Here is a 19760-nt window from a genome sequence, read left to right as displayed (position 1 = left end):
ATAACCGTAAAAAAATTAGTATTCAAATATCGATTCCTGATTAATCCTGAAATATTATCATACAGCTTTTTAATTTTAAAAGCTGATGGGACGATATGATCATCCCATCAGCCAGGTAATCTAATATGCTGGATTTTGAGGAAAATTCTTATTCTGATTTAAATCAATCACCGTTTGTGGAATCGGTCTCAAGATTTTCTGGGTTCCGTTATTTCCACTGAAATTTCCGGCGCTGGTGATCTTATAATTATAAAGCACTGTTCTTGCCACCAACGTACCTGTCCGCTTCAGATCAAACCAGCGGTTATACTCACCCAGCATCTCCCTACCTCTTTCATCCAATATATAATTTATGTTAAATTCAGCTAAATCTGCATTCGGAACGCCCGCTCTGTTTCTGACAACGTTTAACCTTGCGAGACCCGTAACCGGATTTCCCGCCTTAAGATACGCTTCTGCAGCGATAAGATAAGTATCTGCCAGTCTTGAAACAATAATATCTCTTGTACTTACAGGTCCTGTACTTGAAGGAGTCGTTAAAGCGGGATCGTCAAATTTTTTCACAGGAATTGTCTGATAATCTAGGTTTTTGACCAATGTATACGCCGCATCATACGTCCCTTTGTCATGATAAACAAATCCCGCAGCCAATTTTGAGGCATTGGCAGTCATCCAGGCTGATTTATCTGCTGCAGTATACCATAGTGGCTCATAAAAATGTTTTATTTTCAGATTGGTCTTATCTGCAACCCGGAAAAAATCATAATATTTTTCATAAACGACATTCATAAAAGTTGATTCCCATCTCAAATCTCCCTGCTTAAATAATTCTAAAGCATATTTTGTAGGACATAGATTATAACTTCTCAGCGGAGCAGAGCCCTGAGTTTCGGCACCTCCTAAATAGGAACTAAAGTAATAAAACTGTTTGTTTCCCAATGTTGAAGGAGAAGTAGTTGTCGATTTTAAATCATACTGTACAGAGAAAATTGTCTCCGCATTCAGATCATTTCCCGGATAGAAAAGTTGAGAAGGTGCCACCGTCAGAGCCTGACCTGCTATGGCAGCATCGGCATGAACTGCTGCTGCCGCAAAATCTGCAGGAGAACCGAAAGATTCATAACCTCTGGTTAAATAAACTTTTGCAAGCAGATCATTAACTGCCTTTTTATTGACTCTTCCACTGGAGGAATATGCTGTCGTTCCTACTGCCGCAAGTGACGCTTCAAGATCACTGATGATAAAAGCATACACTTCCTGCGCTGTATTTCTGTTAAACTGCAAAACGGGAGTAGTAAAATTTTCAGTAACGATCGGAACTCCACCATACGTCTGAACCAATAGAAAATAAGCATTAGCTCTGAGAAATTTCGCCTCTCCTACTAAAACCTGCACATTTGAATTCTGTTCTGTAACTGTTGAATAGTAAACCGTTTTATTTACCGATTGAATAAGCTGATAACAGGAATTATAGAGTTGATCCACTCCTTCTGCAGCAGGAATAAGCTGCTTATACTGACTTAACCCTGCAGGTTCTGGTGTCCTGCCTTCAGCATACATATCTGTACCTGATACAAAAAGCCAGGGATCTCCGCCATAAATACCTTTCAGCCACGCATAATTTGTATTGACCAGTAACTGAAATCCTGAGGCTGTTTTATAGGTTTCATCTGCTGAAACATACGATAAGCTTTCTTCCTCTATAAAATCGTTACAGGAATGTAATAATATCCCTGCAAGTCCTAATACTAATACTATTTTTTTCATGATAATCTAATTAAAATTTAACACTTAAACCTAACTGAGTCGTCACTGAAGCCGGTCTGTTGATTCCAAGACCTGCAGAAGCCCATTCAGGATCATATCCTTCGAACTTAGTAAATACGAAAGGATCTAAAACATTTACATATATTCTGAAACTGTTCATTTTCACTTTCTTCAGAAAATCTGAATCAAATGTGTATCCTAAGGATATATTTTTAATTTTCACAAAAGAGGCATCCCTGTAGTAGGCAAAACCGGTTCCCCAAAATGCTCCCGCGCCTGTGGCAACCGGCCCAGGTCTTGGATTTTCGCTGTTTGCATTTGCTGCAAGGCCAGCATTGTTGGATGGGATAAAATAATCCATAGCCATTTTCTGACGCCCTCTGTCTGAAACATCAGCAAAATTTTGATGGAACGTGCTTAATACAGTTTGTCCCTGACTGGTGATCACAGAAAAATTGAAATCAAATTTTCCAATAGTCAGTCTTGAGTAAAAGCTTCCCTGCCATTTTGGAACAGAACTTCCGATTACTGTTCTGTCATTCTCGTCAAACTTTCCGTCACTATTCAGGTCTTTGGGTCTTGCCTGACCGGGAGCCTGACCATAAGATGCGGCCTGTACAGCTTCACTTTCCTGCCAAACACCATCATAAACGTAATTAAAGTTGGGATTTAAATTTGATCCCAAAATAAGCATATTCCCCCTATCGCTTACCTGATCCTGATTATAAATAGATTCTAATTTATTTACATTTTTACTGAAAGTAAAGGTAGTTTCCCAGGTTATAAATTTATTTTTGATGTTTTTTGTAGTCAGTAAAACCTCCACTCCTTTGTTACTTACTGAGCCAACATTTGAAAAAGTATACTTCCAACCCATCTCTGCGGGAAGCTGCTGTCTGTAGATAAGATCCTCTGATAAACGGTCATAAACATCTACCGTACCGGTGATTCTGTTTTTAAAGAAGCCAAAATCCACTCCAAAGTTGAGTTCTCTGGTTTTCTCCCACGTAAGTGTAGGGTTTGCCAGAGTTTCAGATTGAAATCCCGGAACCAGTACAGAGCCGTTTGCATAAAAAGTCTGCTGATTAAGTAAAGCCTGCGAAGTATATGGTGACACATTATCATTTCCTGTGTATCCTATACTTGCCCTTAATTTAAAATCAGAAATGACTTTGACATTTTCTAAAAAAGATTCTTTATTCACCTTCCATCCTAATGCGAGGGATGGAAAGTTTGTCCATTTGTTTCCTTCGGACAGGACTGAAGAACCGTCCCATCTTATAGATGCAGCCAATAAATACTTATCTGAATAAGCATAATTTACTCTTGCAGCATACGAATTCAAAGTTTTCTTCAGATAGGGCGGCGACTGAATCTGGAAGCTCGTCTGCAGTCCGGATCCGGGATTATAATATCCTGTATTGAATGGCTGGCCATTTGAATAAGCATAAGATGCCTCATCTGTTGTTGAATATATGCTTTGAAGCAATAATAAACTTACATCATGATTATCTCTGAAAGTATGTTTTAGATCGACCTGATTATCCCATGTATAATTGAAATTTTCTGATCTCAGAATAGAAGATGAAATCAAATTATTGAGTGCGATTCCTGCATTGGTTTCTGCGCTGTTTGAAATCCCTAAAGATGAGTTTGAGACCCCGGCAGAGAATGTCGTTTTCAACGACATCCATTTTAAGGGCTGATACTGGAAAAAAATATTTCCTATACTCTGCCAGATTTTTTCAGTCTGTCTGGAATTGGCTATTTCAAGCAGTGGATTGATTGTACTGGTCTTATTAATAGCCCAACTGCCGTCCGGATAGGTAAGTTTCCCTGGGAGTAAAAATAGTTTTCCATTAATTTCATTACCTGCGGTATCGATTGCATAAGGTGACATTAGAGGGCTGAAACTGAATGCAGACCTCATGGCCAGATCACTTCCATATTCTGTAACTATTCTGGCAACAGTTATATTGGCACCGGTCGTAAATTTATCATTTACTTTATGATTTACTCCTAATTTAAAAGTGTATTTGTCACTGGAATCATTATCAATGAGTCCTTCATTTCCCTGAGCTCCAAATGCCAAATTATATCCGAATCCACCTTCTGATCTGCCGGAAATATTGACATAGTGATTCTGCATGGCACCTGGCCTTAAAACAGCGTCATACCAATCAAAATTATATCCATTGTTGGCTCTTGAAACCAGTAATGGACTTTGATTTCCTGCCAATGAGGCTAACTGGGCCGGAGTCTGCGTAAGTGGCGTAGCACTCAGATAAGCAGCCTGATGGAATTTCCACCATTCAGATCCTGACATCATTTGAGGTAATCTGGCTGCCGTTTTTACTCCATATGAAGTTTCCAGAGAAACATTAATTCCTGACTTTGCAGTAGCACCGCTTTTCGTTGTTACGATAACAACACCACTGGCACCTCTTGATCCGTAAATTGCCGCTGAAGATGCATCTTTCAAAACATCCATACGTGCAATGTCCTGAGGATTCAGAAAGTCAATATTCTCACTTGGTACTCCGTCTACTACATAAAGAGGGTTGCCCGATGAGATTAATGAGTTGCTTCCTCTGATTACCATTTTAAAACCGTCTCCCACCCTTCCTGAGTTTGATGTAATCTGTACACCCGGCATGCTGCCCTGTATTGCTTCTAGCGGACTGTTCGTATTTCTTTCTACTATTTTATCAGCACTCAATGTATTCACAGAGCCTGTAAGATCCGTTTTTTTAACACTTCCGTATCCTACTAAAACAATCTGCTCGATACTTTTTACTTTTTCGTCTTTAAGAGGTATATTAATGTACGTGCGATTATCAATAGGTACGGTAATAAATTCATAACCTTCGTTTTCTACAGCAAGTGAAGACTGATCTCTCTGAAGAGTAATGGCAAAGTTACCATCAGTATCAGTAGTTACTGAATTTTCAGTTTCAGCTTCTTTTATCACTACGTTTGATAAGGGAGTTTTTTTATCATTTGTAATTTTTCCGCTTACTTCTTTACCCTGCTGTGCAAAGACAGCAACAGAAGAAAAAAGGAATAGGACTGCAAGCTTCTTACGGATAAGAAAACCAGATGTCGTCAGTTTTTCAAAAGACATAATATTGAGTTTTTTGGTTAAATTTTAAATTCAAAAACAGCAAATTATCATGAATGCAAGTTTTTGTCTGTTTCAAAAAAATGTAAAAATCATAGTGTAATCGATTGCGCAAAACATTATAATTTTTATTTGCCCTATATTAATCTTTTTTTAATACAATTTTAATTTTTTTTAACATGAAATTGTGAATTACAGCATAACATTTTAATATTCAATTCATTAAATTCAAATAAAATATATCTTAAAATATGATTTTTATCAGTTTTTCAGTAATTTCAACTCATCTGTTTTATCCAAAAAGTATGGTCAGCATTCCATTTTTCCTACTTACATGAAAAAAAATCTTAGAATTTTTAAAAATATCTTATCAATTTTTACTCTGAAAATTTTTGCCCGCTCAAGCCTGACAGAAACAAAAAAACCATCATTTTCAAGATGGTTTTTTAATAAAATTTCAACAATGACTTTTGTAATTTCATTGTAACAGATTCATGATCTATTTACTATCTTATAAAGCCTTATAGATATATTTTTGAGCCTGTGTTTGATCTGAAGTCGGATAATTCATAGAATCATAAAGATAAGTGAAACTGCCAGGAATGACAGGAGCAGGGGAAGGATACACAACACTAAAACTGGTAATGTTATTAGCAGATAATGAAGAAAAATTAAGAGGATGTAATAAACTCCACATGACAAAAAATGTTTTTGGCAGGGTTGAGTACGGATTGATTTTACTATCATACGCAGAATAATTATAAGAAACCGTTATTACAGAAGACATATCCGGAACACCCGCTGCACTGGTCACCCCACTTTCTGTCGTTAACTTTGTTATATTATCTCCTGTGTTTATCAGGTTATAATTGATAAAATGTGTATAAGTCGTTCCTGATTTTTTCTTTTCGACAATTTTTGTCATTTTTCCGGAACTGTCGTACGTATAAGTATATTCGCTGTTAAATGTAGGCGTTGTTCCCATACTGGTACTGCAGGTAGTGTAATTAATTTTTCCGTTTGAATCGTAAGTTATAGTAAAGTCATACGTCAAATTATTAGCCGGAACAGCACCATTTACTTCCTGACCGAATTTCACTTTTGTAATTTTACCTGAAGTATAGGTCACATTTCCTATAAGAAATGAATTAGGCCCGCTGGCCTCTTTGAAAATTGCTTTTTCAAGAACATTTCCTGTGGTTACAAATTCTTGATTTGTAACATTACTGACAGAAATTTTATGCAAGATTCTTGGACCGGTGATCATGGGAGCAGAGCCTCCGTTTCCGCTACCACCCGGATTGTTGTTATTCTGATTAATAGGATCTGCGGTTGTATTATCGCATGAAAAAAGAAAGCAGAGAAGTAACATTATTCCTCCTCTTAAAAAATTAATTTTTAGCATAGATTTTCAGTTTTTGATTTCCGTAAATATAATTATTTATAATCATATCTTAGTAAACCTGATTTTTTTACAAAAAAAAACTGAAAAATTTCTATTTTACATCCTCATCTTGCTAAAACATTAGGATTATAAAAATAAACATTTTTTTACAAAGATAAAATAGACTTTAACAGTACATTTACTTCATCCACATTCTGTACACTTTCTTTTCTCATCATCAGCTGATTACCTTCTTTTCCTATCTTTTCCTTAAGCTGCGCCTGGGAAGGATTTTGAGTTAAATAACTGATGATATGTCTGAATTTATCAGTCTGATAAAATTTATCCTGTGGATTTGGAGGAAAATATCCTATGAAAATGCTGTTTTTCATCACTATTTTTTCGAAACCAATATCTGCGGCCAGCCATTTCAGAGCGACACTCTTTAACAGATTAGTCGCCTCATCAGGTAAAGTCCCGAAACGGTCTTTAAGTTCAGATTCAAATTTCTGAAGGTCAGTTTCATTATCAATTTCAGCTAATTTTTGATACAGCAACAGTCTTTCTTCCGTACTTGAGATATATGAATCCGGAAGCATCAGCTCAAGATCCGTATCTATATTAACATCTTTTACTGTTTTGAATAACTTCTGACGGTCTTCTTCATTTTCAAACAGATTTTCAAAATCTTTATCGTCTTTTAATTCTTCCAGAGCTTCCTGCATCATTTTCTGGTAGGTTTCAAAGCCCATTTCATTGATAAAACCACTTTGTTCACCACCTAATAAATCTCCTGCACCACGAATTTCCAGATCTTTCATTGCAATCTGGAAACCACTCCCCAAATCCGAAAACTGTTCAATGGCTTCCAACCTTTTTCTTGCATCAGAGGTAACCATATCTAAAGGAGGCGTAATCAGATAACAGAAAGCCTTTCTGTTACTGCGTCCCACTCGTCCTCTCATTTGATGAAGATCTGCCATTCCGAATCGCTGCGCATCATTAATGAACATTGTATTTGCATTGGGTACATCGACTCCGCTTTCCACAATAGTAGTTGCAACCAAAACATCAAATTTACCTTCCATAAAATCAAGAACATTTCTTTCAAGCTGTTTGCCTTCCATTTGTCCATGTCCGGTAATCACTCTTGCATCGGGAACGAGCCTTTGAATCAATCCGGCAATATCTTTCAGGTTTTCAACCCTGTTATTGATAAAGTAAACCTGCCCATCCCGTTGTAACTCATAGGAAACTGCATCACGGATGATTTCTTCACTGAAACCGATCATCTGAGTTTCAACCGGTTGCCGGTTGGGTGGTGGCGTTTTAATGACAGACAAATCTCTTGCAGCCATGAGGGAAAACTGCAAAGTTCTCGGAATAGGGGTTGCCGTGAGTGTCAGCGTATCAATATTTGATTTTAATGTTTTTAATTTGTCTTTAACCGATACGCCAAACTTGTGCTCTTCATCGATAATCAATAAACCTAGATCCTTAAATTTCACTTTCTCAGATGCCAGCTGATGTGTTCCGATGACGATATCCACTTTTCCGTCTTTTAAACCGGCGATCGTTTCAGATTTCTGCTTGGCCGTTCTGAATCTGTTTAAATAAGAAATATTCACTGGAAAGTCTTTCAGTCTTTCTTTAAAACTTCGATAATGCTGGAATGCAAGTATAGTTGTAGGAACCAAAATTGCAACCTGCTTTCCGTCCGTAGCTGCCTTGAATGCTGCACGGATTGCGACTTCCGTTTTACCAAAGCCTACGTCCCCGCAAACCAGCCGATCCATCACCGTATCTGCTTCCATATCATTTTTTACATCAATGGTCGCCTTTTCCTGATCGGGAGTGTCTTCATAGATGAAACTTGCTTCCAGCTCATTTTGAAGATAAGAATCCGGGGTATAGGCAAACCCCTTCGCCGTCTTCCTTTCTGCATATAATTTGATCAGATCAAAAGCGATCTGTTTTACTTTGGCCTTCGTCTTCTGTTTTAAAGATTTCCATGCAGGCGAACCCAGTTTACTTAAAACAACTTCTTTTCCGTCAGGACCGTTATACTTTGAGATTTTGTGCAGTGAATGGATACTTACGTATAATAAATCCCCATTTTTGTAGGTCAACTTAAAGCATTCCTGGATTTTACCGTCGTTGTTAACCTTGACCAATCCCATGAATTTTCCTATGCCGTGGTCAATGTGCGCAATACAATCTCCTACTTTCAAAGACATCAGATCTTTGAGCGTAAGCTGCTCAGATTTAGCAAAAGTATTTTTAGCCTTATAGCGTTGATAACGGTCAAAAATCTGGTGGTCAGTGTAGACCAGAATTTTATGATCGCTGTCTACAAATCCTTCATGCAGTTCTGATTTAAAACTTTTGAAAATAATTTTTGAGGTATCTGGATGAGTAAAATTAAAATCTTCAAATATAGATTCCAGCCTTTCTTTCTGTTTATCAGTAGAAAATGAAATCCAGATATCAAAACCCTGTTCCTGTTTTTCCTCAAGATCCTCAATTAACAGTTCAAAATTTTTGTGAAACGATGGCTGTTGTGTCTGCCTAAGCTCAAACTGTTCTGAACTTAAACCTTCTACAGGCTGCAGTCCAAAATCTACAGTCCTGAATTTTTTATAATCAAACAGAAATTCTTCATCGGAAATAAACAGTTCCTGAGGTTTCCTATGAGAAATATCTTTACTTAAAGTATCATACCTCTCTAAAGATTTCTCATAAAAACTTCTGAGTTTCTGCAATCCGATGAAAGCATTTTTAGAAACAACAAAACTATCTTCGGGCAAAAGTTCCAATAAAGAAACACGGCTTCCTGATACTGAGTAATTCATATTGGAAACAAGCTGAAATTCTTTCACTTTATCTATTGAAAGCTGCGTCTCAATATCAAAGGTCTTTATATTTTCAACTTCATTCCCAAAAAATGTTATCCTGTAAGGCTTTTCGTTTGAATAAGAGAACACATCTACAATTCCTCCACGTACAGAAAATTCGCCAGGCTCAGAGACAAAATCAGTCTGCTGAAACTTATAGTGACTGAGCAATTCATCCACAAAATCAAAATCCAGTTGATCACCTACTTTTATATGATGAGAAATCGATTTAAAATCTTCTTTCTTTAAGACCTTTTCCGACAGAGCACCCATATACGCAACGATTACTTTAGGAGACTTTTCAGAATTTATTCTGTTAAGAACATCGGTTCTTAACACCAAGTTGGCATTCTGTGTTTTCTCAACCTGATAAGCTTCAAGATGTGTCGCCGGAAAATACAGCACTTTTTCTTTTCCGATCAGATCCTCCATTTCTGTATTTACATACAAAGCATCCTCCTTATCATCAACCAGATATAGAATGTTCTTTTTACGGGTAAGAAATAGCTCAGCAGTAAAAATAGAAACGGAAGAACCTGCACTTCCCCTGACCGTGAGGTGAGGGTGATTTTCTATCTGTATAAAAATTTCTTTCGCAAATTCTTTTTTCAGCAGATCAGGAAGAAAATTTTCTTTTATGGTTTTCAGATGCATAAAAATAATAATAGGATAAACGACGAAATCGATTTCGAGAGAATCCCGAAACCGTTTTTTATCATTACAAAGATAGTGCTATTTTTTTCTTTGCCTAAAAAGCTTGCAAAATTAAAATCATTAATAATAAACTTTTATTATTCACAAAAACCCAGTATAAACTCTAAAAACAGTTAAAATAAATCTTTTTTTAATCAATGGCATAGTGTTTGAAAAACCTTCATCCGTAAACCAAAAAAATAATTTTATGAAAAGTGCAATCAAAATTTTAGGTGTTTTTATGCTGGTCATGTTTACCGCAATCTCATTTACTTCATGCAGCGATGATGATGATCCTGCCAACAATGATTTCTTTGCAGGAACATACAAGGGTAAAATAAGTTACAATGACGGTTCAACTACTATTTCTGAAGATAACGGAAGTGTTTTTGTAACAAAAATTGCAAGTGGTACAAAGTATAACTTCGCTTTCTCAAACAGTATTCCTGATCTTAATGGTGTAGAATTTGAAAAGCAGGGTGACAACACATTGGTAAGTGTAGGCTCAAGCGCTACATCTTATATCAGAATCGATAACAATGAGTTAAAGATTTTATATTCTAAAGATGGTAAGATCTGGACAGCTAACTGTACGAGATAATCAATTCGTTTAACAAAAATCACAACCTGTTTCTGGAAAATGAAACAGGTTTTTTTGTTTAAAAGGGCAGAAAATTTATTTGTATCCGGCAATCAACAGTTATTACCATATCTTTTCATAAGCCACTGAATATAAACACGCATAGCCGGACAATTAATCTTTTTTTAAGCTGTGATAAACTTAAGTTAAGGATTGAAATATTGATTTTTATATTGAGATTTTACATAACTTTACTTAAACAAAAATCATTAAGACATGAAAAAATTTCTCACCGCAATGTCGATCGTTTTAGGATTAGGACTTGCAAATGCTCAACAAACTGTTCCTGCTGCAAAAAGCACAGTACAAAAAACTTCCAAAAATGTACAGTCATTAAAAGCTGAACCGGCAAAACCCGCCGTAAAAATGAAAAAAGACGGAACCCCAGATAAAAGATATAAGGAAAATCAAAAATTAAAGAAAGACGGAACACCGGATAAAAGATATAAACAGAACAAATAATCAACATTAAAATATTGACTTTCATAATCAAATTTTGAAGAACCGATAAATTTATTTGTCGGTTTTTTCTTTGCATGTTTTTCTTAGAGAATCATAAAATTTAATTTAAAGTTTAAATTATTGATACAATTCTGTACTTATTTATAAATTTGAAGTATGTTAAACTTCTTCAAGAAAAAAGCTGCAGTGATCTGGGCTGACAGCCATGTACAGAAAGCAAACGATTTTAAGCAGAATGCAGAAAAAGATCAGCACAAAATACTGCTGTCTCTCTTGAAAAATGCTGAAAAAACGCTTTTCGGACGGGAGCATCAATTTGAAAATATTAAATCTGTTGAAGATTTTCAAAAAAACATAGCAATCTCAGACTATGAAGACCTGAAACCCTATATCGAAAAAGTAAAAAAAGGACAGCGGAATATTCTCTGGACAGAAACTCCAGAGTATTTTGCTAAAACTTCCGGCACTACTTCCGGGTCAAAATATATTCCGATCTCAAAAGAAGGAATGCCCTATCAGGTTGTGGGAGCACAGAGTGCATTATTTCATTATATTTCAAAAAAGAGAAATGCTGATTTTGTCAATGGAAAAATGATTTTTCTTCAGGGCAGTCCTGAACTGCAAGAGGTTTTTGGAATCAAAACAGGCCGTCTGTCAGGAATTGTTGCGCATCATATTCCATCTTATCTGCAGAAAAACCGGTTACCGAGCTGGGAAACCAATCTTATAGAAGACTGGGAAGCAAAAGTGGACAAAATTGTTGAAGAAACTGAAAAAGAAAACATGACCCTGATTTCCGGAATTCCCCCCTGGCTCATCATGTATTTTGAAAAACTGATTGAGAAAAACGGAAAAAAAATAAAACAGCTCTTTCCAAATCTCCAATTAATTGTTACCGGTGGAGTCAATTATGAGCCATACCGTGAAAAAATGGAAGAGTTGTTGGGAGGAGAAGTTGACATTATCCAGACTTTTCCTGCATCAGAAGGCTTTTTTGCTTTTCAGGATGATTACACCAAAGAAGGTCTTCTTTTACTGACCAATCATGGTATTTTCTATGAGTTTATTCCTTTGGAACAATATGGCAAACCAAATGCACAGAGACTGACTTTAAAAGAAGTTGAGCTTAACAGAGATTACGCTTTAATCCTAACAACAAATTCAGGGTTATGGGCGTATTCCATAGGTGATGTAGTACGTTTTATTGACAGGAATCCCTATCGTATTTTAGTAAGCGGAAGAACCAAGCATTTTACTTCAGCATTTGGAGAACACGTTATAGCATTTGAAGTAGAGGAAGCCATAAAAGCTACAGTGGAAAAATTCCCGGCATCGGTAACAGAATTCCATCTTGCTCCGGAAGTCAATCCTGAAAATGGTCTTCCCTACCATGAATGGTTTATCGAATTTGAAAAAGAACCTGAGAATTTAGATTCATTTATAGATGAACTTGACCTGCAGATGAGAAACAGAAACACTTATTATGATGATCTGATTTCAGGAAATATTCTTCAGAAGTTAAAGATCAGCAGACTTTTAAAAAATGCGTTTCAGGAATATGCAAAATCTGAAGGTAAACTTGGCGGACAAAATAAAATTCCCAGATTGGCGAACGACAGAAAAATAGCGGATTTATTGAAAATGTATAAAATTTAATCACATTTTCCTGATTCCGAAACATATATTCAAAAAAAATTATAAATTTGGAAAACTAAAATTTAATAATGAAAGCATCTGTACTTTTAAAATCATCTTTACTAACAGGTTTATTAATCTTCTCATCTTGTGCTACCACAAAGTACAGCGAAAATATTTCAACAAATAATTATTCTAATCTTGAAGCTGGCAAAATTTATGTTGTAACGCCGAGAGACGGATCAAAAAAGCAGACCATTCTGTTCAGAAACATCAGTGGTGACAATGTCATCGGAACAGCAGGAAAAAAAGACAGTACAGAAGTGGTAATTCCAAAATCGAATATCGCCTCTGTAAAAGACAGATCGAAAGGACGAGTTCTGGGAGGAGCGGTGCTTATCGGAGCGGCGGGAGCGGCAGCAATTGTCATCAGTGCCTTGAGAGCAGACTAAAAAAAAGATCTCATTCAGATAAAATAATCATTTTCATTTGAAAACATCACATACTGATAGCCCTAAATGAATTTTTAGGGCTATTTTTGCGGTATGATTTCTCTGACACCTCTCAAAACTTTAAACAATACAGAATTCAGAAATCTTCTTACCGGAAGATTTTTCATCGTTTTAGCATTCCGTATGCTGGCTACTTTGTTAGGATGGTGGGTATATCAATTAACAAAAGATCCGTTTTCTATTGGATTAATTGGACTGTCAGAAGTTATCCCGGCAGTCAGTTGCGCTCTTTACGCCGGCCATGTCATTGATATGAATGAAAAGAAGAAACTGCTCATGATCTGCACCTATCTGTATGTTTTTCTGATAGGACTGCTGCTAATCCCGGCATTTTTTAATGTGGAACTTCATTTTTCAGGCCATCAAATCACTTACTTTATCTACGGAGTCATTTTTTTCACAGGAATTGTACGGGCTTTCATAGGTCCGATTGTTCCGTCAATGATTCCAAAAATAGTTCAGAAAGTTAATCTCCCAAGTGCCATCACCCTAAATCAGGCAACATTTTTGATTTCTTCAGTTTGTGGTCATGCCGCTGGAGGCTTCCTGATCGGCCTGGTCGGCGTTAAATGGACATTGATTGTTATTATTTCTTTAATATCAGTTGCTTCCATTTTCTTCTGGCAGCTGAACAAACAGTTTTCTGAACACAAAAAAGACGAAATAAAGGTTTTTGAGAGTATGCGAGAAGGAATTGCCTACATTTTTAAAACCAAAGAAATCCTGGGAGCGCTCTGTCTTGATATGTTTGCCGTACTTTTCGGAGGTGCGGTGGCAATGATTCCTGTATTTGCAACAGATATTCTTAAATCTGGAGCTGAAGGTTTTGGACTGCTGAATGCTGCATCAGACATTGGTTCAATGATCATTATTACCACCTTATCGATTATTCCTCTGCGGAAAAACCAAGGGAAGGTTTTACTTTCAGTAGTTGCAGGATTCGGACTCTGTATTATAGGTTTCGGATTATCGCACTATTATTGGTTATCATTCATGTTTTTGGTTTTGAGTGGCATGCTGGATGGAATTTCAGTTGTAATCAGAGGAACGATTGTTCAGCTTAAGACTCCTGATCACATCAGAGGACGTGTTTTAAGTGTCAATTCCATCTTTATTATGTCGAGCAACGAAATGGGACAGTTTGAAAGCGGACTTGCCGCAAAATTAATGGGAGTGGTGAGATCAGTTGTTTTTGGCGGAAGCATGACGTTACTTATTGCATTGGCCGTAGCTGCCACTAATCCAAAATTAAGAAAAATGCAATATTAAAAGATATATATTGACAATATTTTATTGAGTGACACGTTTTTTGGCAGATTTTTAAAAATTACTCAAAAAAATATTGTACGTTATCAACTATTTATATACTTTTGTTTTTACTTTTATATCAATTTTATGAATAAATTTCACTTAATAATAATCTTTGTAACAGCATCAATAATTACGAATGCTCAGACATTCACAACTCAGGATCTGCAGAAAGATGTATTAAAAATCAATACCTCAAATGCATCAGCAAATTATGATGCCTTATATAAAAGATTTTCAGCAGTGACTTCAGAAAAAATAACGGCACGCTACTATGCTGCCGTATCTCAATACCTTAAAACTGAAGTACTCAAGGAAAAAACACCCAATCAATCTCTTCTGGAGAGTAATGCACTTGCTTATAAAGATGCAGTAAGTATCTTAAATTCACAACCGGATAATATTGAGATTACAACATTGATAAGTCTTGTTATTCTGCAGAAAATTACTTTAAATGCATCTAACAACATTCAAAAAGATAAGGATCAGATTATGCAGTATATAGTAAAAGCAGAATCTGTTTCGAAAAATAATCCAAGACTTACCTTACTTAAAGCATTAATGAAAAAGCAATTTCCTGAAGAAAATTTTGGAAACATGAGCACTGTACAGTTGTATCAAAAAGCGGCAACTGATTTTGCAGCAATCAATACAGCAGATACCTCAGCACCTAACTGGGGAAAACAGTTACTTCCACTAATACAATAATCTATAGATTATAACAATCAAGATCTAAGAAATGAAAAAACATCTACTCCTTTTTGCTTTTTTTATCACACAAATACTTTCTGCCCAGCAGGATTGTGTCAGTGCAATACCTATCTGCCGTAACGCAGATATCGCACTCACCCCCGGCGGAACCGGAAATGTAGCAGAAGCAGGATCCGGAGGCTGCTTAAGTGGAGAAAGTAATTCTATATGGCTTACATTCAGTGTTGAAACTGCCGGAACATTAACCTTTCTGATTACCCCTACAGGTCCGGGATCCAATAATATCGATTATGATTTTGCACTCTATGGTCCCAATCATAACTGTGCTAACGTCAATGCGACTCCCCTGAGATGTTCATTTGCAGGATTAGGTTCACCATTTGCTCCGTTGACAGGTCTGAATATGACCGCAACAGACACTACCGAAGGCGGTGGAGGTGACGGTTTTGTAAAATATATTGACGTGCTGCCGGGACAGGTCTACTATCTCCTTTTAAATAACTATTCAACGACTGTTGCCCCGTTTTCACTTACATTTGGAGGGACAGCTACTCTTCTGACTCCATTTGATAATAATTCTGCGCAGGTTTATCAGCCTAATCCATTCTTAGAACCAGGAATCAACCATGATGGTGAAATTCTTATCTGCAGCAATCCCGCATTATTTGATTTTACTACACTGTCAGCAGAAATCATCAATTCGAATCCAAACTTTATTGTAAAATACTACCGAACTGCCACAGATGCTTTGGATGATGTCAATCCTATTATCGGACCTATCGTTGTCAACACTGCAAACACTTATCATTATTCTATCTCATATGTAGATCCTACAAGGCCCACGAGCTTTTTAAATCAATGTAGAGAATATGGGACAATTACATTTTTAGATAAATCTTTTCAGCTGACTCCTGTAACCCTTACTTCATGCAGTAATAATAACTCAGGAACCGCTTTATATGACTTATTTTCCGCCGCAATCGGCGCAACACCTAATCTTACCGTGCAATATTATCCGTCAATGGCCGCTTTAAATGCAGGCACAAACGAAATAACAACTCCTTATGCTTATACTTCCCCTGTCGGATCTGTTTTTGTAAAAGCGACCAATGAATTCGGATGTGTAACAATCGTTGAAATCAAATTGGCTTTCCATCCGATTGTTACGGTAATGGAAGCAACTTTAAGAGCCTGTTCCATCGAGACAAATCCTTCTACAGGACTGTTTAATTTACCTACGGCAGCAGTCACTTTAGACAACGGCGCAACAAAAAAATATTATCCGTCCGAAACAGATGCGATTAACCAAACGAACGAAATTTTAAATGCGTCAAATTATATTGCACCCAATGGAGTCATTTATGTAAGGGTAATAAACTCAAACGGCTGCTATACTGTGGCTAAAGTAACATTGGTTGTAATACCTCCTGTTTATTCAACCGTACTGATTGATAAGCTCATCTGTATTGAAGACAGAACAACTTTAGACGCAGGAGCCGGGTTTGATGGTTATGAATGGAGCACCGGTGCAACAACCCAGGTTGTAAGCAACATAGGTGTGGGAACCTATTGGGTAAAACTTAAAAAAGGTGACTGTATTGCAACTCAGAATGTAAAAGTGTATGCTACTGAACAGCCGGTTGTTTCCAACATTGAAATTACGAACAACTCTATAGCTGTTAATGTAACAGGAGGAACACCAGCTTACCAATATTCAATAGATAATGTAAACTGGCAGGATTCAAATGTATTCACAGGTCTTACCAGAGGAGACTATACTGTATACGTCAAAGATTCTTATGACTGTAATCCAATGGAAGTTACTGTCATAGTGCCTAATATTATCAATGTCATTACTCCGAACGGTGACGGAATAAATGACGTGATCAATTATTCTGCACTAAGTGGTAAAGGTAATTTAGTACTGAATATTTATGATCGGTACGGCACCAAAATCCATCAGGCAGACAAATCAAATAATTATACCTGGGATGGAAAAATTGGAGGAAAAAATGTACCGACCGGAAGCTATTGGTATTCTGTAACATGGAACGAAAACAATAAAAACAACACACCTGTTAAATTTTCAGGATGGGTAATGGTTAAAAATAGAGATTAATATTCATATCAAAATAGAAAGGAATCGCTCAGAGGGCGGTTCCTTTATTGCAAACCTATTTGCATTGTTTTACCTAAATTTGTAATTAAATTCATTTTCACATGAAAAAACTACTACTGTTTTTTATTTTTATAACATCACAGTTATTGTATTCACAGTCTGATTGTGTATCTGCAATTCCTGTCTGCGGAAATTCAAATATTTCGTACACCCCTACAGGTTCAGGCCTTACTCCTGAAATTCTGAATCAGAATGGTGGTTGTTTATCTTCCAATGAACGTTATTCTGTATGGTATAGCTTTACGGTTCAAACAACGGGAAATCTGGCATTTACGATTATTCCGAATGCCCAGCAGGATGACTATGATTTTGCAGTATACGGACCAACAACGAATGGCTGTACATCTATTCAGACAAATAATGTTTTTGTTACTCCCATACGATGTAACTATTCAGGAACTCCCGGAAATACAGGATTAGATCTTAACCTTCCTCTTCCTGCACCCCCGCCTGTTGCTCCTAACTATGGAAATAACAACCAGTGGAGTCCTTACATGAATGTGATTGCAGGAGAAAAATATTATTTAATTATAACCAATCACAGTTTATCCAGCAACGGTTTCTCCCTCAACTGGACAGGTACAGCAAGTTTAACCTCTGCGTTCAATAATCCTGCACTGACACCTAATCCATTCATCACGCCGGGAACGCCGGGACCAACTCCTACTTCGCCTAATGAAATTTTAAAGTGTGCGCTTCCGATGCAGTTTGACTTTACAACACTTACTGCCGGCATCCTTAATGGGAATACGAATTTTACAGTAACTTATCACAATGTAGCCAATGATGCAATTACGGGTAATTCACCACTTACAACTACACTGGTCAACGGAACCACCATTTATTATTACAGATTAAAATATACGGATCCAACCAATCCGGCCAACCCAATAAACGGCTGTTTCCAGACAGGACAGTTCAAATTTAAACAGGGAAATATTGTAGCTTCTGACGTCACCCTCCAGGCCTGTAACACAAACGGTTTTGGAACAGGAACATTCAATTTAAATCTTGCCAATGTATTCGCAGACCCTACCGCTACGAAAAAATATTATCCTACACAAAATGACTTAAATGCAGGGACTAATGAGATTACAAATCCTACCGGGTACATATCTGCTGCTCCTAAAATTATTTATGTAAAAGTAACCTCCGTTGAAGGATGTACTGATACAGCTGAAATTACGCTGCAGTTTTTACCGCCACTTCCTGTAAATAATGTAATCCTGAATACCTGTAATAACAATAATACAGGTTCGGGTGTATTTGACCTGACATCCGCCAATGTTTATACAGGCGCAAATATTACTAAAAAATATTACCTGACCCCTGCAGATTTAGCAGCAGGAACAAACGAGATCACCAATCCCGCAGCATACACTTCAGGAGTACCTAAAAAGATTTATGTAAAAGTGATAAATGCGGAGGGCTGTACCGGTAATGGGGAAATTACACTACAGTTTTATCCGACCGTGATCGTAAATGAGGCAACACTGGAATCCTGCTTCATTGAAGCAAATATTACAACGGCAACCTTTGACCTGACTACGGCAAATGTCAATTCACAAACAGGAAATACAAAAAAATACTATACTACGTTTGCCAATGCAACCGCGGCAACGAATGAAATACTTAATTTCACCAACTACATTACGACTAATGGAGAAGTGTATGTAAAAGTATTCAATTCAGATGGCTGTTATTCTATTGCGAAAGTTATTTTAAAGGTTCTTCCCCCTGTTAAATCAACCGTCTTAAAAGACAAAACAATCTGTATAGAGGACCGAACAACATTAGATGCAGGTCCTGGATTTGACGGATATGAATGGAGCACCGGAGAAACCACGCAAAAAATTGAGGGGGTTGGTGTCGGATCCTACTGGGTAAAATTAAAGACAAGTAAATGTTTCACACTGCAACAGGTAAATGTCTATGCTACTCAACAGCCTGTCATTGCAAGCCTGGATATTACAAATAATACGATTACAGTTAATGTATCTGGTGGAACAGCTCCTTATCAGTATTCTGTTGATGGTGTTACCTGGCAGAATTCAAATATTTTAAATAATCTTCCAAGAGGTGAAAACAAGATCTATGTTAGAGATTCATTTGACTGTAATCCGATCACAGTACAGATAACCGTTCCGAATTTAGTGAATGCCATTACGCCAAATGGAGATAACGTAAATGATGTATTGGATTATTCAGCACTGGCATATAAGAAAAATCTTGTATTTACCATCTATAACAGATATGGTAACAAGATCTATGAGTCTGATAAATTAAGAAATTATAAATGGGACGGAACTTCAGGCGGTAAAAAAATTGTAACCGGGACATATTGGTATACAATTACGTGGGAAGAAAGTGACCTGAACAATACCCAAACAAAATATACCGGATGGATATTGGTTAAAAACAGAGAATAAAAATAAAATTTCATCACCTTATTAT

Annotated in this window: 12 protein-coding genes; 8 read left to right on the top strand and 4 right to left on the bottom strand. The window is 36.8% G+C overall.

What is annotated here, in order from left to right; genetic code table 11:
- Positions 1-120 precede the first annotated feature (120 nt).
- From AC2A07_RS17525 to mfd, 4 genes are all read right to left on the bottom strand, one after another.
- Positions 121-1767, bottom strand: coding sequence for a RagB/SusD family nutrient uptake outer membrane protein (locus AC2A07_RS17525; RefSeq protein ID WP_484051450.1), 1647 nt, complete (start codon positions 1765-1767; stop codon positions 121-123).
- Positions 1768-1777: 10 nt separating this feature from the next.
- The gene (locus tag AC2A07_RS17520) at positions 1778-4891 is read right to left on the bottom strand and encodes a SusC/RagA family TonB-linked outer membrane protein (protein ID WP_484051449.1); all 3114 of its coding nucleotides are present in this window, start codon (positions 4889-4891) and stop codon (positions 1778-1780) included.
- A gap of 508 nt (positions 4892-5399) precedes the next feature.
- Complete coding sequence (locus tag AC2A07_RS17515) at positions 5400-6293, bottom strand: hypothetical protein (RefSeq protein ID WP_484051448.1); 894 nt, start codon at positions 6291-6293, stop codon at positions 5400-5402.
- Between the two features lie 146 nt (positions 6294-6439).
- A complete protein-coding gene (mfd, locus tag AC2A07_RS17510) occupies positions 6440-9820 on the bottom strand; it encodes a transcription-repair coupling factor (protein WP_484051447.1) in 3381 nt (1126 codons plus the stop codon).
- 247 nt (positions 9821-10067) lie between these two features.
- Between mfd and AC2A07_RS17505 the strand changes: the two genes are divergently transcribed.
- The 8 genes from AC2A07_RS17505 to AC2A07_RS17470 all read left to right on the top strand — a co-directional run bounded on the left by AC2A07_RS17505 (position 10068) and on the right by AC2A07_RS17470 (position 19735).
- Complete coding sequence (locus AC2A07_RS17505) at positions 10068-10460, top strand: hypothetical protein (RefSeq protein ID WP_484051446.1); 393 nt, start codon at positions 10068-10070, stop codon at positions 10458-10460.
- Positions 10461-10715: 255 nt separating this feature from the next.
- Positions 10716-10961: a hypothetical protein gene (locus tag AC2A07_RS17500; RefSeq protein WP_484051445.1), complete on the top strand. Its 246-nt coding sequence runs from the start codon at positions 10716-10718 to the stop codon at positions 10959-10961.
- A gap of 156 nt (positions 10962-11117) precedes the next feature.
- Complete coding sequence (locus tag AC2A07_RS17495; RefSeq protein WP_484051444.1) at positions 11118-12617, top strand: GH3 auxin-responsive promoter family protein; 1500 nt, start codon at positions 11118-11120, stop codon at positions 12615-12617.
- Positions 12618-12685: 68 nt separating this feature from the next.
- The gene (locus tag AC2A07_RS17490) at positions 12686-13048 is read left to right on the top strand and encodes a hypothetical protein (RefSeq protein ID WP_314493725.1); all 363 of its coding nucleotides are present in this window, start codon (positions 12686-12688) and stop codon (positions 13046-13048) included.
- Positions 13049-13141: 93 nt separating this feature from the next.
- Positions 13142-14377 carry an MFS transporter gene (locus AC2A07_RS17485; protein WP_484051443.1) on the top strand — a complete coding sequence of 412 codons (1236 nt, stop codon included), beginning with the start codon at positions 13142-13144 and terminating at the stop codon, positions 14375-14377.
- Positions 14378-14503: 126 nt separating this feature from the next.
- Positions 14504-15124, top strand: a complete 621-nt coding sequence (locus tag AC2A07_RS17480) for a hypothetical protein (RefSeq protein WP_484051442.1) — start codon at positions 14504-14506, stop codon at positions 15122-15124.
- A 31-nt stretch (positions 15125-15155) separates the two neighbouring features.
- Positions 15156-17246, top strand: a complete 2091-nt coding sequence (locus AC2A07_RS17475) for a T9SS type B sorting domain-containing protein (protein WP_484051441.1) — start codon at positions 15156-15158, stop codon at positions 17244-17246.
- 101 nt (positions 17247-17347) lie between these two features.
- Complete coding sequence (locus AC2A07_RS17470; protein WP_484051440.1) at positions 17348-19735, top strand: T9SS type B sorting domain-containing protein; 2388 nt, start codon at positions 17348-17350, stop codon at positions 19733-19735.
- The last annotated feature ends 25 nt before the right edge of the window (positions 19736-19760 follow it).

The organism is Chryseobacterium sp. HNCC26DJ238 (assembly GCF_057180465.1).
This window is presented reverse-complemented; position numbering and strand designations above follow the sequence as displayed.